The organism is Brotocaccenecus cirricatena, assembly GCF_020687045.1.
GTDB classification, from domain to species: Bacteria; Bacillota; Clostridia; order Oscillospirales; family Oscillospiraceae; genus Vescimonas; species Vescimonas cirricatena.
The window spans coordinates 1-23496 of record NZ_JAJEPW010000005.1; the positions used below are offsets into that span (position 1 = coordinate 1).

At 59.9% G+C, this 23496-nt stretch carries 21 protein-coding genes; 14 read left to right on the plus strand and 7 right to left on the minus strand.

The features are described 5' to 3' along the window. Positions 1 to 394: 394 nt before the first annotated feature. On the minus strand, positions 395 to 1435 hold the full coding sequence (locus tag LKD37_RS02865) for a Gfo/Idh/MocA family protein (RefSeq protein ID WP_302927842.1): 1041 nt from the start codon (positions 1433 to 1435) through the stop codon (positions 395 to 397). Positions 1436 to 1646: 211 nt separating this feature from the next. On the opposite strand from LKD37_RS02865, the gene LKD37_RS02870 reads away from it, so the two are divergent. Both LKD37_RS02870 and LKD37_RS02875 read left to right on the plus strand, forming a co-directional pair. Continuing rightward, positions 1647 to 2816, plus strand: a complete 1170-nt coding sequence (locus LKD37_RS02870; protein WP_302927843.1) for a GNAT family N-acetyltransferase — start codon at positions 1647 to 1649, stop codon at positions 2814 to 2816. 29 nt (positions 2817 to 2845) lie between these two features. Next, positions 2846 to 3772 (plus strand): ROK family protein, encoded by a 927-nt coding sequence (locus LKD37_RS02875; protein ID WP_302927844.1) that lies wholly within the window; start codon positions 2846 to 2848, stop codon positions 3770 to 3772. Positions 3773 to 3823: 51 nt separating this feature from the next. Here LKD37_RS02875 and LKD37_RS02880 read toward each other — a convergent pair whose 3' ends face one another. The 3 genes from LKD37_RS02880 to LKD37_RS02890 form a co-directional block, all read right to left on the minus strand. Continuing rightward, positions 3824 to 5191 carry an MATE family efflux transporter gene (locus tag LKD37_RS02880; protein WP_302927845.1) on the minus strand — a complete coding sequence of 456 codons (1368 nt, stop codon included), beginning with the start codon at positions 5189 to 5191 and terminating at the stop codon, positions 3824 to 3826. 95 nt (positions 5192 to 5286) lie between these two features. Beyond that, positions 5287 to 8058 (minus strand): isoleucine--tRNA ligase, encoded by a 2772-nt coding sequence (gene ileS, locus LKD37_RS02885; RefSeq protein WP_302927846.1) that lies wholly within the window; start codon positions 8056 to 8058, stop codon positions 5287 to 5289. Positions 8059 to 8431: 373 nt separating this feature from the next. Further along, positions 8432 to 8878 (minus strand): nucleoside deaminase, encoded by a 447-nt coding sequence (locus tag LKD37_RS02890; protein WP_302927847.1) that lies wholly within the window; start codon positions 8876 to 8878, stop codon positions 8432 to 8434. Positions 8879 to 8986: 108 nt separating this feature from the next. Between LKD37_RS02890 and LKD37_RS02895 the strand changes: the two genes are divergently transcribed. Then, entirely contained in the window at positions 8987 to 9250 is a 264-nt protein-coding gene (locus LKD37_RS02895) for a DUF2508 family protein (protein WP_302927848.1), read from the plus strand. Continuing rightward, on the plus strand, positions 9238 to 9495 hold the full coding sequence (locus tag LKD37_RS02900) for a pro-sigmaK processing inhibitor BofA family protein (RefSeq protein WP_302927849.1): 258 nt from the start codon (positions 9238 to 9240) through the stop codon (positions 9493 to 9495). Before LKD37_RS02895 ends, LKD37_RS02900 begins: the two co-directional genes overlap by 13 nt. A 124-nt stretch (positions 9496 to 9619) precedes the next feature. Here LKD37_RS02900 and LKD37_RS02905 read toward each other — a convergent pair whose 3' ends face one another. Genes LKD37_RS02905 through LKD37_RS02915 form a run of 3 tightly spaced genes read right to left on the minus strand, consistent with a single transcriptional unit; the run spans position 9620 to position 13342 of the window. Next, positions 9620 to 11359, minus strand: a complete 1740-nt coding sequence (locus LKD37_RS02905) for a glycoside hydrolase family 2 protein (protein WP_302927850.1) — start codon at positions 11357 to 11359, stop codon at positions 9620 to 9622. Beyond that, positions 11356 to 12615 (minus strand): MFS transporter, encoded by a 1260-nt coding sequence (locus tag LKD37_RS02910; protein ID WP_302927851.1) that lies wholly within the window; start codon positions 12613 to 12615, stop codon positions 11356 to 11358. The genes LKD37_RS02905 and LKD37_RS02910 overlap by 4 nt, the downstream gene beginning before the upstream one ends. Before the next feature lies 1 nt (position 12616). Beyond that, positions 12617 to 13342 carry a tRNA lysidine(34) synthetase gene (locus LKD37_RS02915; protein WP_302927852.1) on the minus strand — a complete coding sequence of 242 codons (726 nt, stop codon included), beginning with the start codon at positions 13340 to 13342 and terminating at the stop codon, positions 12617 to 12619. A gap of 231 nt (positions 13343 to 13573) precedes the next feature. Between LKD37_RS02915 and rplM the strand changes: the two genes are divergently transcribed. The 10 genes from rplM to LKD37_RS02965 all read left to right on the plus strand — a co-directional run bounded on the left by rplM (position 13574) and on the right by LKD37_RS02965 (position 23494). Then, on the plus strand, positions 13574 to 13999 hold the full coding sequence (rplM, locus tag LKD37_RS02920) for a 50S ribosomal protein L13 (RefSeq protein WP_302927853.1): 426 nt from the start codon (positions 13574 to 13576) through the stop codon (positions 13997 to 13999). A 14-nt stretch (positions 14000 to 14013) separates the two neighbouring features. Then, positions 14014 to 14418 (plus strand): 30S ribosomal protein S9, encoded by a 405-nt coding sequence (gene rpsI / locus LKD37_RS02925; RefSeq protein ID WP_302927854.1) that lies wholly within the window; start codon positions 14014 to 14016, stop codon positions 14416 to 14418. A 359-nt stretch (positions 14419 to 14777) separates the two neighbouring features. Continuing rightward, the gene (locus tag LKD37_RS02930; RefSeq protein WP_302927855.1) at positions 14778 to 14990 is read left to right on the plus strand and encodes a DUF5348 domain-containing protein; all 213 of its coding nucleotides are present in this window, start codon (positions 14778 to 14780) and stop codon (positions 14988 to 14990) included. 82 nt (positions 14991 to 15072) lie between these two features. Further along, a complete protein-coding gene (locus tag LKD37_RS02935; RefSeq protein WP_302927856.1) occupies positions 15073 to 16116 on the plus strand; it encodes a hypothetical protein in 1044 nt (347 codons plus the stop codon). Between the two features lie 20 nt (positions 16117 to 16136). Then, positions 16137 to 16775: a hypothetical protein gene (locus LKD37_RS02940; protein WP_178871814.1), complete on the plus strand. Its 639-nt coding sequence runs from the start codon at positions 16137 to 16139 to the stop codon at positions 16773 to 16775. Between the two features lie 193 nt (positions 16776 to 16968). Then, positions 16969 to 17583, plus strand: a complete 615-nt coding sequence (locus LKD37_RS02945) for a DUF6088 family protein (protein ID WP_302927857.1) — start codon at positions 16969 to 16971, stop codon at positions 17581 to 17583. Next, the gene (locus LKD37_RS02950; RefSeq protein WP_256283978.1) at positions 17580 to 18578 is read left to right on the plus strand and encodes a nucleotidyl transferase AbiEii/AbiGii toxin family protein; all 999 of its coding nucleotides are present in this window, start codon (positions 17580 to 17582) and stop codon (positions 18576 to 18578) included. The genes LKD37_RS02945 and LKD37_RS02950 overlap by 4 nt, the downstream gene beginning before the upstream one ends. A gap of 278 nt (positions 18579 to 18856) precedes the next feature. Continuing rightward, the gene (locus tag LKD37_RS02955; protein WP_256283977.1) at positions 18857 to 19216 is read left to right on the plus strand and encodes a hypothetical protein; all 360 of its coding nucleotides are present in this window, start codon (positions 18857 to 18859) and stop codon (positions 19214 to 19216) included. A gap of 65 nt (positions 19217 to 19281) precedes the next feature. Then, positions 19282 to 21348, plus strand: a complete 2067-nt coding sequence (locus LKD37_RS02960; protein ID WP_302927858.1) for a hypothetical protein — start codon at positions 19282 to 19284, stop codon at positions 21346 to 21348. A 118-nt stretch (positions 21349 to 21466) separates the two neighbouring features. Beyond that, complete coding sequence (locus LKD37_RS02965) at positions 21467 to 23494, plus strand: C40 family peptidase (RefSeq protein ID WP_302927859.1); 2028 nt, start codon at positions 21467 to 21469, stop codon at positions 23492 to 23494. Positions 23495 to 23496: the final 2 nt, after the last annotated feature.

Sequence of the window (23496 nt, forward strand, 5' to 3'; positions counted from 1 at the left end):
GCGAACAAATTCCACACTTGCAGACCGAGAAGTGTTTTTTGCGACGTACACGCCGCCGCAAAAAACGGATTGCACTTGATTTGCCGCCTGCGGGCGGCAAACTCTGCGAGGCTTTTTCGACAAGCTGAGCCCCCGGCTTTCGCCGGGGGCTGTTCTGCTTGCCGAAAGGGCGGTTGATGCTTTTCCCTCTCAGCCGGCTGCGCCGACAGCTCTCCCAGAGGGAGAGCCAGGACTGACGAAGAATGCAGAAATCCCCCGCTCCGGCCCGCTGAGGGCAGCGGGCCCTACGAAATGTCTGCCGATGATGGCAACACCGTCGTGCCTGTTCGGCTGGCGGCTTTTCTGAAAAGCAAAAAAACTCCCCTCCGGTGTGAGCCGGAGGGGAGTTTTTTGCTTACAGATGGTTGACGAAGCTGCTGTTGACGCTGACGGTGCGGCCAATCTCGGAGGACTTGATGCTGCCGAAGATGGCCCGCATGGTGGACAGGGCCTCCTTGCCGGAGACCTCCGGCTCCCGGTCATGCTCCAGGGCGTCCACAAACTCGTCGATGACGCCGGAATTGGTCTCCGGCGGGATGTTGTAGGTGGTACTGGTGCCGTCCAGGTTCCGGACCTCGATGGGGGCGGCGGGATTGTTGTTGTTATAGATCAGCATGATGCCCTTGGTGCCGTACAGGCAGGTGGACTGGCACTCGTGGCCGTACACCGTCCAGCTGGCGGCCAGGGTGCCCACTGCGCCGCCGCTCATGCGCAGGATACACAGGGCATTGTCGTCCACGGTGATGGGCGCGCCGGTGGCGGTGTGCTTGTTCAGGGTCATGACCTTGGCGGTGGTCTCGATGACCTTCTGACCGGTAAGGTATTGCAGCAGGTCCACCTTGTGGATGCCCAGGTCCGACAGAGCGCCCATGGCGGCCTTCTTCTTGTCGAAGAACCAGGTGCTCCCGGCCTCCATGGACCAGTTCTCCGGGCCGGCGTTGCCCATGGTAGCCCGGAAGGTGATGATGTCGCCGATGATGCCCGCGTCCAGCAGCTCCTTGGCCTTCCGGTGGACGGGGTCGAAGCGCATGTTGTGGCCGATCATCAGGTGCTTGCCGTTGCGCTCGGCGGCGGCCACCATGGACTCGCACTCCGCCAGGGTCACGGCCATGGGCTTTTCGCACAGGACGTGCTTCCCGGCGTACAGGGCGTAGGTGGTGATCTCCGCATGGCTGCGGTTCTCCACGCAGATGGACACGGCGTCGATGCTGGGGTCGTTGAGCAGGTCAAAATAGGAATCGTAGACCTTGCCGCCGTATTGGGCGGCCATCTCCTGGGCCCGCTGGGTGTTCAAATCGTAGTAGCCCGCCAGCTCCACATGGGGGTTGGCGGCATATTCCGGCAGATGGCGCACCTGCGCGATCTTGCCGCAGCCGATGATACCGATTCTGATCATAATGATTCCTCCTATCCGTAATAAGCCGGCTTTCCCTCACCGGCGGGCGTTCAAGGATATTATAGCAAATTTTTTCACAATATGGAACACTTTTTTTATCCCGCTGCCGGGATTTTTTCCGAAATTCCCGGGCGGCGGCGGCAAACGGGTTGCAATCGGCGGCAAAAGGCGGTAAACTGTTAGGTGCTCCGAAAGAAAGGAGGAGACAGATATGGTATCTATTGTTGAGGTGACCACCAAGGCGCAGCTGCGCCGGTTTGTGGAATATCCTATGGAATTATACAAGGACGTGCCCCAGTATATCCCGGGCACCTATGACGACGACCTGGAGGACTGGGACAGGAAAAAGAATCCCGCCTTCGAATATTGCCAGGCCCGGTGCTGGCTGGCCATGCGGGACGGAGAGATCGTGGGCCGCATCGGCGCCATCCTCAGCCGCAAGGCCAACGAGAAGTGGCACACCAACCGCCTGCGCTTTACCCAGGTGGACTTCATCGACGACTACCAGGTGTCCCGGGCGCTGTTTGCCACGGTGGAGGACTGGGCCCGGCAGCTGGGCTGCACCCAGATCCACGGCCCCCTGGGCTTCACGGACCTGGACCGGGAGGGCCTGCTGGTGGAGGGCTTCGACCGCCGCAGCTGTTTCTTTACTTACTATAACCACCCCTATTACAAGGATCATCTGGAGGCCCTGGGCTATGCCAAGGACGTGGACTGGATCGAGGAGCTCATCACTGCGCCCACCGACGAGAAGGTCATCCAGCGCTGGGAAAAGCTCAGCGACTATGTGCTCAAGCGGCAGAAGCTCCATGTGAAGAAGGCCCGGACCCGGCTGGACTATCCCGGCCTGGTGCGGCAGGTGTTCCAGCTGGTGAACACGGCCTATTCCCCGCTGTATGGCACGGTGGAGCTGTCCGAGGCGCAGATCAAGCGCTATGCCGGGAAGTTCGCCCCGCTGATCAACCCACAGCTCACCTGCTTCGTTATGAACGAGGAAAACGAGATGGTGGCCTTCGGCGTGGCGGCTCCCAGCATCGCCGAGGCCCTGCGCAAGCACAAGGGCAGGCTCTTCCCCACCGGATGGGTGGATCTGCTGAAGGCCTTCCGGAAGAACGACACCGTGGATCTGCTGCTGATCGCCGTGCGGCCGGACCTGCAGAGCAAGGGCGTTAACGCCGTGGTCATCAGCCAGGTGATGCGGGGTGCCTTTGACATGGGCATCCGCTGGGCCGAGACCGGCCCCATGCTGGAGATGAACCAGAAGGTCCAGACCCAGTGGCAGGGCTTCCCCCTGGAGCAGCACAAGCGCCGCCGGTGCTTCATCAAGGACCTGGTCCCGGCGGCCCAGCAGGCCGCCCCCAAGGAAATGGCCGGGGTATAACACATCACCTGGGATGGGAGGAACATCATATGATTCGCATTGGAATTGATCTGGGCGGCACCAACATCGCCGTGGGCGCGGTGGACGACGGCCACGCCATCGTCTCCCGGGTCAGCGTGCCCACCCTGGCCCGCCGTCCGGCGGCGGAGGTGGTGGGGGATATGGGCGACGCCGTGGAGGCGGCCCTGGCCAAGGCCGGGCTGTCCATCGGCGACTGCCGCAGCATCGGCATCGGCTCGCCGGGTACCTGCAACTCCGCCGCGGGCGTGGTGGAGCGGGCCTATAACCTGGGCTGGGATCACGTTCCCGTGTGCCGGATGCTGGAGGAGCGGTTCCATGTGCCCTGCCGCCTCAGCAACGACGCCAACTGCGCGGCTCTTGCCGAGCAGGTGGCCGGGGCGGCGGTGGGCCACGACAACGTGGTGCTCATCACCCTGGGCACCGGCGTAGGCGGCGGCATCATCATCGGCGGGAAAATTTATGACGGTATGCGGGGGGCCGGGGCCGAGCTGGGCCACACCCTGCTGGTGCTGGACGGCGAGCCCTGCACCTGCGGCCGCCGGGGCTGCTGGGAGGCGTATTCCTCCGCCACGGCCCTGATCCGTCAGGCCCGGCAGGCGGCGGCGGAGCATCCGGAGTCCCTGCTGGCGGGGGCGGAGGAGATCACCGGAAAGACCGTGTTTGACGCGGCGGACCGGGGAGACGAGACCGCTAACGCCGTGGTGGACCGCTTCTGCGACTATCTGGGGGCGGGAGTGACCAACATCGTCAACGCCCTGGCTCCGGAGGTGATCCTCATCGGCGGCGGCATCAGCCGACAGGGGGAGCGCCTGCTGGCCCCGGTGCGCCGGTATGTGGAGAAAAACTGCTTCGGCGGTAAGGATGGGGCCATCCCCATCATCGCCGCGGCCCGGCTGGGCAACGATGCCGGTATCATCGGCGCTGCCGCCCTGTAAAGTATGAAAAAAGACAGACAGCGAGGCTGTGAGGCCCGCTGCCTGTCTTTTTTATCGGATTTTTTCCAGGCGCTGCTGGCGGTCCATGTCCCGCAGGACCCCCAGCACCAGGGGCACCGTCAGGGCGAAGGCGCACACGTCCGACACCGGCTGGGCCAGCTGCACCCCCAGCTCCCCCCAGATATGGGGCAGGGCCAGCACCGCCGGGATGAAGAACAGCCCCTGCCGGGCTGCCGCCAGCACCGAGGCCTGCCAAACCTTGTTGATGGTCTGGGTCAGCATGCTGGAGATGACGATGACGCCGCACAGCGGGAAGGCCAGGCACTGCAGGCGCAGGGCCCGGGCTCCGAAGGCGATGACCTCCGGGTCGTTGCGGAACACGGCGATGATCTGGGGAGCCAGGACCAGGCCCAGAACCGAAACCGCCGTCAGGAACACCGTGGACCACTTGACGCAGAAGCGGAAGCCCTCCTTCACCCGGTGATACAGCCCCGCGCCATAGTTGAAGCCGCACACCGGCTGGAATCCCTGGCCGAAGCCGATCAGGGCGGACTGGGCCAGCATCATGGCCCGGCTTACCACGCTCATGGCGGCAATGGCCGCGTCGCCGTACAGTCCGGCGCTGCGGTTGAGGCAGATGGTGGCGATGCTGGCCAGCCCCTGGCGGCACAGGGAGGGCAGACCGCCCTTGCCGATCTCCAGGAACAGGTCCCGGCGGAAGCACACGTTTTTCAGCCGGATCCGCAGGTTGCCGCCCCGGGCGCAGCCCAGAAGCAGCATGCAGAAGGAGGCCAGCTGGCTGAGGATGGTGGCCAGAGCCGCTCCGGCCACCCCCATGTTCAGCCCGAAGATCAAGAGCGGGTCCAGCCCCACGTTCAGCACCGCCCCGGCGGCGATGCCCACCATGCCGTAGGCGGCGCTGCCCTGAAAGCGCAGCTGGTTGTTCAGCACGAAGGACGCCGTCATATACGGGGCTCCCAGCAGGATGATCCGCAGATAGCTGCGGGCGTAGGGGAGGATGGTGTCCGTGGAGCCCAGCAGCCGGGCCAGAGGCGTCAGGAAAATCTGGCCCAGCGCCAGAATGACACACCCGGCCAGAAAGGCCAGGGTCACGCCGGTGGCGGCCATTTTTTCGGCGTCGGCGGTTTCATGGCGGCCCAGCTGGCGGGAGATATAGTTGCCGGAGCCGTGGCCGAAGAAGAAGCCCACCGCCTGGATCACCGCCATCAGGGAGAACACCACGCCCACCGCGCCGGTGGCGCTGTTGCTGTGGAGCTGGCCCACGAAATAGGTGTCCACCATGTTATAGCAGGCGGTGACCATCATGCTGATGATGGTGGGGACCGCCATTTTGCACACCAGATGGCCTACCGGCCGGCCGGTAAGCTCCTGGAATTTTGCTTCCTGTTTGTCATTCACGTTTTACCTCCGCAGGCGGATGCCGCATCCGCCCGAAAATTTCAGCCGGGGCGGGGCACAGCGGCCCCGCCCCGTTGGTCAGATCAAATGGGCGATTATTCCACCACGGGCAGCGCCTTCACCACGGCGGCGCACCGGGGGCACAGGGTGTCGTGACCGGCCACGGTGCCCACGCTGGTGAGCACCTTCCAGCAGCGGGCGCACTTGACGCCCTGGGCGGGGGCCACGGTGACGGACAGGGCGTCGCCCACGGTGACCCGTACCTGGGACACGATCAGCAGGTCCGCCAGGGTATCGGCGTTCAGCTCCGCCAGGAAAGCGTCCTCGGCGGGAACGGTGACGTCCACCTCAGCCTCCAGGCTCTTGCCGATGGTCTTGTCGGCCCGGGCCTGCTCCAGAGCGCCGTTGACGGCGCTGCGGACGGCGGCGATGCGGGCCCAGCGGTCCATGGCGTCCTCCGGCAGGGCGTAGTCCTCGTAGGGCTGCACCATGCAGTTGAACAGGACGCTGCGGCTGTCGTCGGCACTGCGGTGGGGCATAGCCAGCCAGATCTCCTCGCAGGTGAAGGCCAGGATCGGCGCGAACATCCGGGTCATGGCGTCCAGGATCAGGAACAGGGCGGTTTGGGCGCTGCGGCGGCTGAGGCTGTTCTCCCCGTCGCAGTACAGGCGGTCCTTGATGATGTCGAAATAGAAGGAGCTCAGGTCCACCACGCAGAAGTCGTTGATGGCGTGGGACACGGCGTGGAACTCGTAGGCGTCGTAGCTGTCGAACACCCGGCGGATCAGGCTGTTGAGCCGGGTGACGGCCCAGCGGTCCAGCTCCTGCATATCGGCGGCGGCCACCAGCTGCTCCGGATCGAAGCCGGTGAGGTTGTCCAGGCAGAACTTGGCGGTGTTGCGGAACTTCAGATAATTCTGGCTCAGCTGCTTGAAGATGTCGTCGGAGCAGCGGACGTCCACATGATAGTCGGAGGAGCCAGCCCACAGGCGCAGCAGGTCCGCGCCGTACTTGTTGAAGATCTCGGCGGGGTCCATGCCGTTGCCCAGGGACTTGTGCATGGCGCGGCCCTGGCCGTCCACGGTCCAGCCGTGGGTCAGGCACTCCTTGAAGGGCGCGCCCCGGCCCAGCGCGCCCACGGCCACCAGCAGGGAGCTCTGGAACCAGCCGCGATACTGGTCCAGACCCTCGATATACATGGTGGCAGGCCAGAAGCCCTGGTCCCGCTCCATGGCGGCGTAGTGGGTGGAGCCGGAATCGAACCAGCCGTCCAGGGTGTCGCTCTCCTTCTCGAAGCCTGCGGCCTTGCCGCAGTGGGGGCAGGTGAAGCCCTCCGGCAGCATATCCTCCGCCTCCATCTCGAACCAGGCATTGGAGCCCTTCTTTTCAAAGAGGCTGGCGATGGCGTCGATGGTCTCGTCGGTGCAGATGGGCTTGCCGCAGTCCTTGCAGTAGAACACCGGGATGGGCAGGCCCCAGCGGCGCTGGCGGCTGATGCACCAGTCGGTGCGCTCCAGGACCATGGACCGCAGGCGGTCCTTGCCCCAGGAGGGAACCCAGCGCACGTCCTCGCAGGCGGCGATGGCATCGTCCTTGAAGGACTCCACGGAGCAGAACCACTGGGGGGTGGCCCGGAAGATGATGGGCTTCTTGCAGCGCCAGCAGTGGGGATAGCTGTGGACGATCTCCTGGCTGGCAAACAGGGAACCGGCGTCCTTCATATCCTGAAGGATCACGGGGTTGGATTCCTCGGTCTTCATGCCGGCGTACTTGCCGGCGTAGTCCGTGTGGCGGCCCTGGTCGTCCACGGGCACCACCATGTCCATGCCGTAGCGCAGGCAGGTCTGATAGTCGTCGGCGCCGAAGCCGGGGGCGGTGTGAACGCAGCCGGTACCGGAGTCCATGGTGACGTAGTCCGCCAGCACTAGGCGGCTGGTCTTGGGCAGGAAGGGATGGCTGGCCAGCATATTCTCATAGAAGGAGCCGGGGTGGGTCTCCACGATCTCATAGCGGTCGAAGCCGCCGATGCCCATGACCTTCTCCGTCAGGGCCTCCGCCATGATATACAGCTCGTCGCGGCCCTCCGGCTTGACGACGGCGTAGCTCTCCGCCGGGTTCAGGGCGATGGCCAGGTTGCCGGGCAGGGTCCAGATGGTGGTGGTCCAGATGACGAAGCTGAGCTTGCTCTTGTCCAGGTGGGGGAGCTTGCCCAGGTCGTCGTGCATGGGGAACTTCACATACACCGTGGTGCAGGGGTCGTCCTGATACTCGATCTCCGCCTCGGCCAGGGCGGTCTCGTCGTGGGGGCACCAGTACACGGGCTTGAGGCCCTTGTAGATGTGACCGTTTTTATACATCTGGCCGAACACACGGACCTCCCGGGCCTCGAAGCCGGGGTCCATGGTCTTGTAGGGGTGGTCCCAATCGGCCACCACGCCCATGCGCTTGAAGCCCTCCCGCTGGACGTCGATATAGTGGTCGGCGAACTGGTGGCAGGCGGTGCGGAAATCCGCCACGCTCATGGCCTTGTGGTTGAGCTTGTTCTGCTTGATGATGGCGGACTCAATGGGCATGCCGTGGTTGTCCCAGCCGGGGATATAGGGGGTGTAATAGCCCCGCATGGCATAGCTGCGGTTGATGAAGTCCTTCAGGGCCTTGTTCAGGGCGTGGCCCATGTGCAGGGCGCCGTTGGAGAAGGGAGGGCCGTCGTGGAGGGAGAACAGGGGCTTTCCCTCGTTCTTCTTCAGCAGCTCGTTGTAAAGGTCCAGCTGCTCCCAGTAGCGCAGCATCTCCGGCTCCCGCTTGGGCAGGCCCGCCCGCATGGGAAAGCCGGACTTGGGCATATTCAGCGTCTTTTTATACTCCATGTGTTACCTCCATTATAAACATAACATTTTATATTGCAAAAAATAAAAGGCCCTTGTCTCCCATAAGAGACAAAGGCCGGAAAACCTCTGCGGTACCACTCTTGTTGCCGCGCCGGGGCGCAGCCGCTCTGCCCCACCATCCGTGGGCGAGGGATGATAACGGCCCTCCGCCGTCCGCACCTAATCCGAAAGTCGTTTCAGCCGGATGCTCCGGGGTGATATTCGCCGCTTCCCCCGTGGCCGCCTTGCACCGAACGGCGGCTCTCTTGGCATCGGGAGGGAGCGCTACTGGTCCCCATCACTGCATTTGCACTCGATATGACATAATATAGCCACTTTTCCCGATTTTGTCAACGGGAAAATAAGGGAAATTTTACTTTTCCCGGAGGCCCCGGAAAAATTCCCGCAGGACCTGGGCGCATTCCTCCTCCAGCACGCCGCCCACCAGGGCAGGGGGGTGGGGGAAGTCCTCCATGAACAGGTTCATCACCCCGCCGCAGGCTCCCATCTCCCGGTCCCGGGCCCCGAAATACACCCGGCTGACCCGGGCATTGAGAATGGCCCCGGCGCACATGGGGCAGGGCTCCAGGGTCACATACAGGGTGCAGCCGTCCAGCCGCCAGGTGCCCAGGGCGCGGTTGGCCTGGGCCATGGCCTCCATCTCCGCGTGGGACCAGGCGGCCTGGCGCTCCTCCCGGCGGTTGCGGCCTCGGCCCACCACCGCGCCGTCCTTGACGATGACGCAGCCCACCGGCACCTCGCCGCAGGCGGCGGCCTGCCGGGCCAGGTCCAGGGCCTGGCGCATATATTCCTCGTGCATTCTCCGCACCTCCCGGAAATTTTTGCTTGTCCCCCGGGTTAAAGCCTGTCATATCTGTCCAAAATAACCGTACAAATAGGTTACAGGCATGTGCCAGGAGGGATCACCATGGAAAAGAAGAAAAATCAGGCCGTTTCCCCTACGCTGGAGGAGCTGCGCCAGGAGCTGCACCAGACCAACCAGGCTCTGCGCAACGCCTATGACAAGTTCAACTTTGTCACGGCCCCGGAGCTGGTGGAGGCCAGCATCTATGAGATCAACGCCCTGAAGGCCCGCAGCGACTATCTGCTGCGGTGCATCAAGGCCCAGCTGGGTCAGGAGCCCTGTGCGGCGGCAGCCGCCATGAAGGGAGGCACCGCGTGTCCGTCTTAGAAAAGCTCGCCCTGGGCGTGGGGGGGCTGTTTATGCTGCTGGGGGTGCTGCGCCTGGCCAGAAGCCCCCTGAAGCTGGTCTTCCGGGTGGCGGGCAACGCGGCCCTGGGCTTCGGGGCCCTGTGGCTGCTGGGCCGCCTGGCCCCGGGGCTTCAGCTGGGGCTCAACCTGTTCAATGGACTGCTGATCGGCGTGCTGGGCCTGCCGGGCTTCGGCCTGCTGCTGCTTTTGCAGTGGGTGCTTTGAGTTTTGTTCAAAAAGTGGTGGAACCACTTTTTGAACAAAGGGGTTGCAGTCTGCTGCGGGCGGCAAACTCTGCGAGGCTTTTGCTACATAGGGGGGAGTCTGCGATTTTCGGCAATATATTGCGCTAAAAGCGCAGTTTGCTGTTGATTTTTCGCATCCGGACGGGGTCCATTTTGCACAGGCGGCGGTCATAGGTCACCAGGCCGTTGACCTCGTCCTCCACGTCGGACAGCTGGGTATACACCGCCGCCGACAGGCCCTGGCTTTCGATCAGGGGCAGGACCTCCGTTTCATACAGGCGCTCCACCGCATCCATCCAGGCTGCCGCATGGTCATACATGCGGTAGCCGAATTTTTTGTCCGAGGCCAGGTGTCCCGGGCATTGCAGGCTGTAGCCCCCGAATTCCGTCAGGGCCAGCACCCGCCGTCCGTCCCCCCGCAGGCGCACGGGGCGGTAGTACACATGGCGGCTTTTCAGGTCGCCGCCGCCCTGGTCGTGCCAGCCGGAGGCGTGGTCGATGGGCCGGGTGGGGTCCAGAGCCCGCAGCCGGTCTGTGACGGCCAGGGCATCGAACTGGCCCCAGCCCTCGTTGAAGGGCACCCACAGGCCCAGGCACACGCAGTTATACAGCAGGTCCACCGTGTCCTCCATGTCCCGCAGGAACTGCCGGCGTCCGGCCTCTCCGGCCCGGCCCAGCCGCCCGGAGGGGCGGTCCTTCAGGTGGACGCCCAGAAAGGGCAGCACCTGCATGGTCAGGGTCTGCCAGCGCTCAAAGCAGGACACCAGGTCCTGCCACACGATGATCCCCAGGCGGTCGCAGTGATAGTACCACCGCAGAGGCTCGATCTTGATGTGCTTGCGCAGCATATTGAAGCCCATGTCCCGGGCGGTCTGAATGTCCCAGACCATGGCCTCGTCCGCCGGAGGGGTGTACAGGCCGTCGGACCAGTAGCCCTGGTCCAGCAGCCCCGACTGGAAGTAGGGTTGGCCGTTCAGGGCCAGCACCCGGCGGCCTTGATGCTCCATAACGGAGAATTTCCGCATACCGAAGTAGCTTTCCACCCGGTCGCCGGAGGGCAGCGTCACCTCCAGATCGTACAGATACGGGTCCTCCGGGCTCCAGGGGCGGAAGTGCTCCGCCGGAATGGGGCACACGCCCAGGCCCTTTTCATCGGCCCAGCTGCGGGCGATGACCTGACCGCCGCACAGCACCGTGATCCGGGCTCCGGCGGGGTCATCGGCCCGGACGGCATAGCGCAGGGCTTTTTCGTCATAGTCCGGGGTCAGGCGCAGGGAACGGACGTAGTTGTCCGCTGTACTCTCCAGCCACACCGTCTGCCAGATGCCGGATTGGGCGGTGTACCAGATGCCGCCCCGGTCCGTGCGCTGCTTGCCGAAGGCGTGGACCCCGCCGTCGGGATCGTCGGTGACGGCCGCGGTCAGGCGGTTCTCACCGGGGACCAGGGCGCCGGTAATGTCCAGGGTGAAGGGCAGATAGCCTCCCTGATGGCCCCCCACGGGGCGGTCGTTTACCAGCACCCGGCAGCACTGATCCACCGCGCCGAAGTGCAGCAGCACCCGGTCCCGGCGGAAGCCCTCCGGCAGGGTGAAGCGCCGCTCATACCACAGGGTCTCGCCGCTTTCCAGCCGGAAATCACAGCCGGACAGCAGACTCTCCGGCGAGAAGGGCACCAATATCTTTCCGCTGCGGCGGCGGGAATACTCGTCGCCGTCCTCCACGGTGTAGTCCCACAGGCCGTTGAGGCAGAGATAGCTGTCCCGCCGCAGCTGGGGCCGGGGATACTCCGGCAGCGGGCAGGTTTTGTCCGGATGCTCCCCCCAGGGGGTGTAAAGCGCCGTCATTTTACCGTCTCCTTCCGCTTCAGCAGAGCCGCCGGAATGGCCAGCAGCACCAGGGCGGCGGCAGCCGCCAGAAAAATTTCCGCCGTGGGCACCTGCTTCACGGTGCCCAGGTCCTCATAGGTCATGCCGGTGCCCCGGATCACCGCCGCACCGATATACGGCCCCGTGACCATGGGCAGCAGCACCTGGAACACGATGCGGATGCCCTGGAACAGGCCGGCCTTTCCCGCCGGGGTATAGTCCCGGATCAGGCCGCTGCAGCAGGCGGAGACCACCATGCCGCCGCCCAGCATCACGATGCACGCCGCCAGGACGAACCACTGGCCCCGGGCAAAGTACATGAGCACAAGGCCCGCAAAGCCCAGGATCCCCGCCGGGACCAGGCAGCGGAGCTTCCCGAAGCGGTCGATGGGCCGCCCGGCCAGCACCGACAGCACGGAGCTGACGATCAGCACCCCCGCCAGCAGGAGGGTATAGTCCGTGATGCCCAGGAACCGCTGGATATAGATAATGAGGTAGGGCATATACACCTGCTGGCTCATGCAGTATACCCCCAGAGCCGCCAGGGACAGATACAGCCGCGGGTTGTCCCGGACAACGGCGGGACGGAAGCCGTACAGAATGTTGGCAAAATAGCTGCCCTGGCCCCGGGGCAGGGCCGGCTCCCGGATGAAGAAGCAGCCCAGCACGCCGCCCAGGCAGGTGATGCCGCCCACGATCAGGAAAAACAGCCGCCAGTTCCCGGCCTGGGTCAGGCCGTCCAGAGCCCCGAACACCACCAGCATGGCCACCAGCGGCATGATGGCCAGCACCGTCTCCACCCGGCCCCGGTTTTCCGGCACGGTGACGTCCGTGACCCAGGCGTTGAAGGCGGCGTCGTTGGCGGTGGAGCCGAAGAAGGTCATGACGCAGTCCAGCACCACCACCAGCACCGCGGCTCCGTGGGCCGCACCGGCCAGGGGGCTTCTTTTGATGAAGGCGAAGGCCCCGATGCTGACGCCCCACAGCAGATAGCCGATGACGATCAGGGCCTTCCGCCGCCCCAGCCGGTCGCTGAGGGCCCCCATCACCAGGGTGGTGACGGTGGCGGTGACGGCGCTCCAGGCCACCATGGCGGCGATCATGGACGTGTCCCCGGAGATGGTGTTGTACAGGAACACGTTGAAATACATATTCTCGATGACCCAGGCGATCTGTCCGAACAGGCCGAAGGTCAGCAGGGCCGCCCAGGTGCGGCCGCCCAGTCTGGTTTTCATGTTACCGCTCCTCCTCGTGAAGATTCCAGCCGTACAGGGGGTAGCGTTGGAGGCTGCCGAACAGCTTCTGCTTGATATCCGGATACCGGCCCTCCAGCCCGGCGATGAGCTCCTTCACCTCCTGGCGTCGGCTGTGTCCGTTGGCGGGACAGGGGTTCTCCACCACCGGCAGCTCCAGCCGCCGGGCCACCCGGCGGATATCCTCCTCCCGGCAGTACAGCAGGGGGCGGATCTGGGTGATGCCGGTGCGGTCCAGGTAAGTCACCGGCTGGAAGCAGCCGATGCGCCCCTCGAACAGCAGGTTCATCAGCAGAGTCTCGATGGCGTCGTCATAGTGGTGGCCCAGGGCGATTTTCCGGATGCCCAGGTCCGTAAGGGCCGTGTTCAGACTGCCCCGCCGCAGCTTGGCGCACAGGGAGCAGGGGTTCTTCTCCTTCCGCTCGTTGAACACGATGTCGTATACCGGCACCTGGATGCGGGTATAGGGCACCTCCAGCTGCCGGCACAGGTCCGCCACGGCGTCGAAGCTCATGCCGGGGGCGCCGGTCTCTAAGGTGATGGCGCGGACGGTGAAGGGGATCGGATAAAAAGCCCGAAGCCGGGCCAGGGCCGTCAGCGTCACCAGGCTGTCCTTGCCGCCGGACACGCCCACGGCCACCACGTCTCCGGCGTCGATCATGTGATAATCCTCCACGCAGCGGCGCACCTGTCCCAAAATCTTCTGCATATACAAAGCCCTCCAAGGAAAAATGAAATTGCCATTTGAGAAAACGGGGGATATCGGGAGAAAACGAGAGGAAATGCCAGATGTTACTATCGTAAATTAAAATGGTGTTGACAATTTTCCCGGGATATGCTATAAATATCCTTGTGCGTTCGGCGCATTTCTCCCTCCCAATCATAGCAAGGGAGCCCGGAAAAGTAAAGCAATACATTCTATAAATTGGAGGAAAACACCATGTCCACTTATATGGCAAACAAGGCCACTATTGAGCGCAAGTGGTACGTCGTTGATGCCGCCGGCAAGCCCCTGGGCAAGACCGCCGTCATCGTGGCCGACCTGCTGCGCGGCAAGGGTAAAGTCACCTACACCCCCCACGCCGACTGCGGCGACAACGTCATCGTCATCAACGCCGCCAAGGCCACCCTGTCCGGCAACAAGATGGAGCAGAAGTATTACCGCACCCACTCCGGCTGGATCGGCGGTCTGAAGGAGACCAAGTATCGCCTGCTGATGCAGGAGAAGCCCGAGCTGGCCATGCGCGTGGCCGTCCGCGGTATGATGCCCCGCAACACCGTTACCAAGGATTCCCTGAAGCGCCTGCACATCTATGCCGGTGAGCAGCACATCCACGAGGCCCAGAAGCCCGAGCTGGTCAAGTAAGGAGGAAAAGAAACATGTATCAGTCCAAGAATCCCTATCTGTACGGCACCGGCCGCAGAAAGTCCTCCGTGGCCCGGGTGCACCTGTTCCCCAACGGCACCGGCTCCATCACCATCAACGGCCGCGACATCGACGATTACTTCGGCCTGGAGACCCTGAAGATGGTGGTCCGCCAGCCCCTGAACGCCACCGATACCCTGGGTAAGGTGGACATCGTTGCCACCGTGGAAGGCGGCGGCGTTTCCGGCCAGGCCGGCGCCCTGCGTCACGGCATCAGCCGCGCCCTGCTGCTGGTGAACCCCGAGTTCCGTCCCGTCCTGAAGAAGGCCGGTTTCCTGACCCGCGATCCTCGTATGAAGGAGCGTAAGAAGTACGGCCTCAAAGCCGCTCGTCGCGCTCCGCAGTTCAGCAAGCGCTGATCGGACGCAAATTTACAACTCAAAAGCTCAAAAACCCCGGAAAATCAGCATTTTCCGGGGTTTTCTTATACCCTTTTCGTCCGATTGCTTTTGAAGCCTTTCGCTGTTTTTGACCGTATGTGACCTCGGTTAACCCATTTTATAAGGGCTAAAAATGGGTTAACCGGGACAAATGGGTGAGTAAATGGGTGAGTAAATGGGTTAACTGAAGGGTCAACACAAGGTGAATTTGCGGGTTTTTTTCATGAACGCCCCTAAGTAAAAATGAACTGCATTGACACTGATGCGGTTTGTACTAATTTCATAAAATATGACTATGGGAAAATGTTTTTAAATTCTTTGTCAGGAGGTAAGCCCACATGAAAAAAGGGATACTTATATATGACTCCTCCACAAATCGCTTTGACATTTTGTATGAGGAAGGAAACAGTTATGGCGGCCTGCACTGCGGAACTACAATGGAGGTCTTGATAAATGACGAATGGGCACCCACTCGCATAGAGTACGGAAACGACTGGTATCTCGTAGGGGTGCAGAAGGAATCGTTACCCGGACTTCAAGTAAGAATATAGTAACCACATACTGCAAGGGCAGTCTCTCGATTAAAGGGGCTGCCTTGTTTTTATATCCAATCGCAGAAAGGAGGAACCCGTCATGCCGAAATGCCTGTTCAGGTACCAATGGGTTAAGCTGCCCAGGACTCATTTGCCGGTCGGTAAGGGAATCATGGGTTATTGGGCGAAGCTGGCCTCGCGGGCGGCATTTCGCAAGGGTCGGGCAAAATACTGCGGATACACAAACGATGTAATGCCAGGGATGTGGTCCGGTGGCGTAGTCGGCTTGAAGAGCATTCTGGGCGTCAAAAGCCGCACGGAGGCTCTGGAAATCATGAATACGCTCAGCCGGTTCGGGTATATCCGTTACACGCTTGACGAGAAAACAAAGAAGCTGGAATATGCCGTCACCGATTGGGTCGTAAAATGCTCCGGCACCGAATGCATGAGCGGAACAGTCTATGCAACAGACGGCTATGGCTTTCTCTGCCTTCCCCGCAACATCACGCAGCGCCTTGCGGATCAGCATTATACATTCGGCGAATCAGATGCATGGCTGGACCTCTGGTGCCACACGGTTTGGCAGGAGACCGGCAATGCGTTTTCTTATCTGGCGCCTGCCGTTCAATTCGGGAGACTTGGCGCCGCTTTGACATTGGAAGCCTTGGGACGGCGCTGGGGCTGGGAAAAGACAAAGGTGTGGAGATTTTTTCAGAAGAATGGGGATGCCTTCGCTCTGCACCGTCTGCCGGGCTCCTACGGCTGCCTCGTTTTCAATAGACTGTATCCGCTGGATACAGAGGCTTCCCTGCCCACCTGCGCAGAAATTGAACGCATTATTGAGAAAATGCGTATTTGCGCCGGAAATGCGCATATTGGAGGCTCGGACAATGCACGCCTGAATAAAATGATCCTTTGGTATAGCCGCAGGATCATTATCATGAGAACTACTGATTATGCCGAACAGGCATCAGAAAATCGCGTTGCACTTTCGTCCCCTATAATACGCGCGTATACTTCTCTGTGTTGGAATTGTCAGAACTGTATCTATGACTGCAGAGGTGTAAGTAGTAGACTACGCCGCATAGATGCGAACCACATCCGCGGGCCATGTGCTTACGCGGTTTTTTTCTTGCACTCATGAAACCGGAAAGGAGAATCAACATGAGCAAAATCGAAAGCAGTGCCGGAAAGGCGCTTTATGAACAGCAGGAAACCAAGCTGTCGCAGCAATCTGCCGCATTTATTGAACTTTTAACAAAGCGCGGCATTCTGGGAGATTCGTCTATCGATGATGACAGAGTCCGCCAAGCCAAAAAGGAGAAAAAGAAAAGCATGTATCATAACACGCTTCTCCTGCTGCAGCACTACCGAACCATTCTCTGGACGCTGGAATGCTTCCCGTCCAGCGTAGCAGAGGAGCTGGATCGCCCGCTGAAGGATCTGGATACGCTGCTGGATCGGATCGACCTGGAACTTGGGATGAACAATCGAAAGCTGGAAGGCCGGATGGAGAGTGTACGCCGCTCCCGCCTGCTGGTTGACCGGCTCAACGATGCGGTCAGTATATTGAAAGCCAAACCGGTCAACGGGCACAAGATGTACGACATCATCTACATGACCTTTCTCGGACCGGACAAGCTGATGCACGAAGAGCTTCTGTACCGTCTGGACATCTCTGCCCGGCACTATTACCGGCTCCGCACGCAGGCAATCAATATCATCGCCCTGCGCCTATGGTCTGCCCCTGCCGGCGAGGTGGATTCCTGGCTGGAGGTTCTTTCTATTTTGGAAAACTGGTAAGGTTAAAGGCCTCGATTATTGCATTGCTTCTACAGGAGCGGGACAAATGATACCGCACAGGAGCATCGGCATGGCAGCTGTTTGATTATGTGCAGATTGTTTGGAGATAATGTAGATAAGGATCGCAAATCCAGTTGAAATTCTGTCCCGAATATTATATAATATTCGGGACAAAGCAAAGGAGGAAAACAGAATGAAAACTGGATATTCCAAGCAGATACAGGAGCGAATCAACGGTGCGGATGACGGTACAATCTTCGTGAACTCGGATTTCGCAGATATTGCCGATTCGGAAACAACCAGGCGCAATCTGAACAGATTAACGCAAATCGGTATGCTTCGCCGGATATTAAAGGGTGTTTACGAAAAGCCGAAGTACAGCAAGCTGCTTGATGAATACGTAGCGGCCGACCCGGACGCAGTTGCAAAAGCATTGGCGCGAAGTTACCATTGGACCATCGTCCCGTGTGGGAATACAGCCCTGAACCTTTTGGGGCTCTCCACACAGGTAACGGCAGTCTGGTCCTATATCAGCGACGGCCCGTATAAGACCTATGAGTGGAACTCCACAAAGCTGGAATTTAAGCATAGGACCAACAAGGAAATCACCGGTCTGTCTTACATGACGAGCTTGGTGATCCAGGCGCTGAAAACTTTGGGAAGGACCAATGTGACGGCGGAGATCATACAGACGCTTTCTGAAAAGCTGTCCGAGGACGAAAAGCAAGCCTGCCTGAAAGAGGCGACGGAATCTACGGATTGGGTTTATGAAACGATACGGAAAATGTGTGGAGGCGAAACACAATGAGAAATGTAGCACGATTGCCGGACAGTGACCGGGGCGAACTGTTCCGAAATACAGCAGATAAGATGGGCTTGAATGATGCCATCGTAGAAAAAGATTTTTGGGTATGCTTTACGCTTGACCATCTGTTCCACCGATGCCCCTGGAAAGATGCTATTACCTTCAAAGGCGGTACCAGCCTTTCCAAAGCATTCAATCTGATCAGCCGCTTTTCCGAGGATATTGATCTGATTTTGGATTGGCGAGTGTTGGGATATGGTAAAGACGAGCCATGGGAAAAGCGCTCCAACACCAAGCAGGATGCATTCAACAAAGAAGCCAATACTCGGGCGGAAGTTTTCCTCGCAGAACAGTTTTGCCCCACCGTTCAGGCAGAGTTCTCTCGGGAGCTTGGCTGTGAGGCGAACATTTACATAGACGAAAAGGACAAACAGACCGTCATCTTTGCCTATCCGCACCTGTTCACAAACCCTGCCACCTTGCAGGTCATTCGTTTGGAGATTGGCGCATTGGCTGCTTGGACGCCTGCAAAAATTGCGCAGATCGAGCCCTATGCAGCAACCTATTATCCAAAAGTTTTTTCACAAAAGGATACGGCAATTCTGACCGTTGCGCCGGAGCGGACCTTCTGGGAAAAGGCGACGATCCTGCACCATGAAGCCAACAGACCCGAAGGTTCGGAAATGCCGCAGCGTTATTCCCGGCATTACTATGACCTATACCGTATGTCAATGACGCCTGTGAAAGAGGCCGCTTTTGCACGGGTGGACCTGCTGAAAACGGTAGTAGACTTCAAAATGAAGTTCTATCCGAGAGTCTGGGCAAAGTACCAGGAGGCTGTCCCGGGCACCTTGAAGCTGGTTCCCCCGGAGTATCGCTTTTCAGCGCTGGCTGCGGATTACGAAGCCATGAAGGATATGCTCTATGGTGATGTTCCTTCTTTTTACACAGTGATGGATGCACTCAGAAATCTGGAAAGAGGTATCCATTTGCTGTAGCGGCTTCATAATTCACGACGCTGATTGTCTTACCGGTTGTAAAGTCGCCGGTTTCTCCGCAACAGAACAAACGCCATTCCCTTCTGGCATAGTGGATGGCACAGAAAAAGGCGGAGAAAATGGCACGGTTCGCGCCGATGACATGTAAATGCAAACATGCTATACTGTTAGCGTCCGATAGTAGGAGCACACCATAAAGGCACCGTTTCTGCGAGGCAATTCAGCCTCCGAGAGCGGTGCCTTTTTATGTGCCGAATTGAAAAACAGGAGGTAAAAGCATGTCAAAGCAACTTGTATCAGGTAAGCATCGGCTCAGAAATACCTACTGGTCGTTAGTGGGCGCCGCGTCGGCAACGATCCTCTCCGTCCAGCCCGTAATGGCTGAAACAATCTGGGATCGCTTTTCCACGATCATGCGGGATATCTACGGACAGCTGGTCGGGATCAGTACCATTGTTGCCGTGACCGTGGCAGCCATTGCGTTGTTGGTGCGGATGGTCAGCCGGAACCAGCGTGCGGTGGACGAGGCTACCAGCTGGCTCAAACGAGTCGTTGTGACCTGGATTATTCTTAACACACTCGGCTTTATCGTAGCATACCTGCAGCCGTTGATCGCCGGCGGGCAGTACACAGGTTAATGATCAACAGTTCGGGATCAGTCAGGAGGTGAACGACTATCTTAGACTGGATTTTTGAAGGGATCGTGACATGGATCTCCAGTATTGCCTCGCAGATCATGGACGCGGTTTCCGGCCTCTTTCTCAATGCGTTAGGAACAGACATGGTGACCATGGAGGAGTATTTCCCCTTCATCACCAAGGCCTTTGACGTCATGCAGTACACAGCCTGGGCAGTCCTTTTTCTCATTGTGGTCTGGCAGCTGTTCCGTGCGTTCGGAGGACCCATTACCGAAGCCGAAAACCCATGGCAATTAGTTGTGCGTGGCGCGATTTTCGCGCTGCTGATCGGATACGCAAAACCAATTTTCATGCTGGCGCTCGACATTGCCAGAGCGCCGTATACGGCACTGATGGATGTAAGCATGACGGCGGAGGAATTCACCTTTGCCGGTGTGGAGCAGGCACTGAGCAACGGACTGCTGACAATCGTTTCAACCGTGACGGTTGTCGGGCCCATACTGGTTCTGATCCTGCTGATCGCGCTCGGATGGAATTACTTCAAGCTGCTGCTGGAGGCGGTCGAACGGTATATCGTGGTCGGTGTGCTGTGCTATACCTCCCCGCTGGCATTCTGCATGGGCGGCTCCAAGGCGACTAATCAGGTTTTTAAAAGCTGGTGCAGGATGGTAGGCTCGCAGCTTCTCCTGCTGGTCATGAACGTGTGGTTTATCCGGGGCTTTAACTCCTCGGTAGGCCAGTATATCGGAAACGGCGGCGCGCTGAGTACAGGGCAGGGATCTATCTTTCTATGGCTGTTCTGCGCCCTGGCATTCCTAAAGACCGCGCAGAAATTCGACAGCTATATGGCCGCTATGGGACTTAATGTGGCGCAGACCGGTTCCAGCATGGGCATGGAGCTGCTGATGGCCGCAAGGGTGATCAGCGGCGTGGGACACAGCGCAAAGAGCGCAGGCAGCGTGTTCGGCAGGGGCGGTTCGACTGCAACCGGAACCGGCGCCGCGGCCAGCGGCTTTGCATCCGGCTTTGCCAGCAGATTCAAGGGTAACAGCTATGTCCGTGACGCCGTCGTTGATGGCGGCACGCGCATGGGCATGGGCGGCGGCGTCGGCTTTGTCGGGCGCGTTTTTGGCGGTGTAGCTGCCAGAAACGGTGCGATGCTTACGGGAGAATCCATCTCCTCCGTAGCAGCGCGTCCCGCAGAAGCAGCCGGCACCATTGCCGGCGATATCGCCGACCGCAGCCTTGGCAACTACATGCCTCAGCTTGCGGGCCATACACTCAAGGGAACCCAGATCAGCGGCGGACACATCAGCACGACGGCGACCGGCACAGACGGCAAGGTCAGCAGTGTGGAGATGTTCAATACGGCGCAGTTTGAAAAACCCGCCGCTCCGCACTCCGTTGTAACTGCCACTGACGGCAGCACCTGGTATCAGATGGCCAGCGGCGAGGGCCGAAACGCCTTCTACGATGCGCCCGGGTTTACCGGCAGCCCCGCCGAATCCGAACAGGTTGCAGCAGCCTTCCCCGGCGCTGCTGAAGGTACAGTCCTTCGCAACACGGGCGACGGCATCATGGAAGCTAGCAGCGAGAGCGGAAACAGCCTGTGGTACAACAGCGCGTATTACGACGTGCCCGACGCACCGCACACTGTCATGCAGGCGGCAAACGGCGTAGACTGGTACGCTATGCAGCAGCACGCGGAAGCGCCTGCCTTTGAACAGGGAGAGGCCGCAGACGCATATAACCAGGCGGCCTTCCGCAACTTTATGCCCGGCTTTGAGCAGCAGGTGGCACATGTGGACGGCACGCATCGGGAGGACGGACACTTCGAGGTCCGCCATGCCGATGGCTCCGGGACGGCCTTTTACGACACCGCCAGATTCGCCGCACCGCGCGGGGATTATCAGGTGTATGAGGACGTCAGAGGGCAGCAGTGGATCGCCATCCATGGAGACCCCGCTGTGGAACGCAAGCCGGTGTTCGAGGACGGAAAGCCCGTCTACGACGGTGAAAACGTCCGCACGGTGTCCGTGGAGTCGGTTCGATACAAGAACACGCCCAGCCGCTTTAAGGCGCCGGAAAAGCGTCCGGACAGCGGCATAAAGGCGCCGAAGCGCAGGAAATAAATGCAGCGGGCAACAGCCGGAGCGGATGACATCCCTCCGGCTGTTTTGCCTGCCTGCGAATAAAGAAACCAGCCGCCACGCGCGGCTTCGGATACTCACCGGGGAGGTGTAAAAGAAAATGGCTGAGCCGGATAAACGGCAGATAGGCGACGGCAGCGATAATTACGGCGAAGCTGCCAAGCAGATGGCCAAAGCCGCAAAGGAAGCAGGAAAAGAGACGGCAAAGCAAGCCGCCGTGAAAGGCGCTGAAGCCGGCGCCAATGCAGCAGCCGCGACGGTACAGGCAGGTGTGGAGGGCGGCAAGGCGGTTGCCGAGATAGCCGCAGGAACCGCTGCGGGCGGACCGTGGGGTGCGATTTTATCGGCGGCATGGGCCATGCGTCACACGCTGTTTAAGATACTTGTCTGCATCTGCCTGTTTTTCCTTGTCATTATCGTCCTGATCGTTTCACTGCCCAGCGTTGTTACAAACAGCGTGTTTGGGCTGGATGGGTCGATGGTGGACATGGAAAACCCCACAACACTGCTGGAATCCTATAACGACCTTGCCGCAGATATTTCCGCAGTTGTGGAGGAAGGGTATGACGCAGCCCTCGCAAAAGTTGAGCAGATCATTGAGGACGGCGGATACGACTACGATCTGTCTATGGATGCACTTATCAATTACGCACAGGGTTCCGCCGGGTACGATGTAAGCTATATCCTTGCGGCCTACTCCGCATCGCTTCAACAACGCAATACCGGCAAGGAGGATATGCTGGCAAAGCTTCGCAGCGTTGCCGACAGTATGTTTCCGGTATCTTTCGTAGAGAAGGAATCGGAGCAAATCGTCCCCTTTACCTACGCTACATACAGACCCGTTACCGTGACGGTCGTCACATCGAAGACACAGACGGGAACCATCAATGGTGTTCCGCAGTACCGTTATACCACAGCCCGTCGCACCTACTATGAGCCGGACGAAACGATAACAACATCGGAGCCGGTCAATGTGGCAGCCTATACGCCTGTGGCAGTTTCCGTTCCCATATACAGCGGAGGCAGAATCACCGGCACACGAAGCGAAATCTATTATGAGCAGGGCGGCACGGAGACGCTCACTCCGGAAACGGAGGTCGTAAAGTATGTGGAATGCACCATACAGCCATTTGATAACAGCGTCATCATCCGAGCCTTCGGGATCGATCCCTCCGCCACCTATGACCAATTCAAAATAACCTATGGCGAAGCCATTCAGAAGATGGCCAACGCCTTGAAAATGACGCTGTATGGGACATTAGGCAACGGGCAGATGGTTCCCTTGACCGATGCGGAGCTGATCGCCTTTGTCAACGCGCAGAACTGCAGCCCCATGCGGAAGCACATCATTACAACGGCATTGTCGCTGGTGGGCAAGGTCCCATATTTCTGGGGCGGCAAGTCGGCGCCCGGTTGGAACGATGCTTGGAACACGCCGCGGCTGGTGACGTCAGCCGGTTCTCCGACGACCGGCACGATTCGGCCCTTTGGTCTTGATTGCAGCGGATTCACCACATGGGTATTCAATACGGCAGTAGGCGTTGAGATCGGCGCCGGCTGCAACGGACAGTACCCGAATACCTACGGCGTCTCCGCAGCGGAGCTGCTGCCGGGTGATTTAGGATTCCTTGCGGATGATGACGGCTGGGGCCATGTGCTTATTTTTGCCGGATATGATGCGGAAGGGACCCGTATGTGGGTGCATTCCTCCGGCGGCATCGGCGTTATCCTGAATACGCCAAGCTATGAAGGAAGGCTTTCCTATCGCCGCCTCAGCATCGTGGATTACGATGCGCCGGTGGTAAACGCCCCCATCGGCGAGGCGCTTTATACGCTGGAGGTAGAGGTGACGCATTACTGCGCCTGTGCAAAGTGCTGCGGCAGCAATGCGCAGGGGCTTACCGCCAGCGGCAAACAGGCAGCGGTCGGTATGGTCGCTATGTCCAGCCATTATCCCTTCGGCACGCAAATCATGATAAACGGTACCATGTACACCGTGGAAGATCGGGGCGGCTCGGGCATAGAGAACAATATCCATCGCGTGGATATCTATGTGCCGGACCATCAGAAGGCACTGCGGATGGGACGGTATACCACAACCGCAACAATTTACAGATTAGGCAGGTGAAA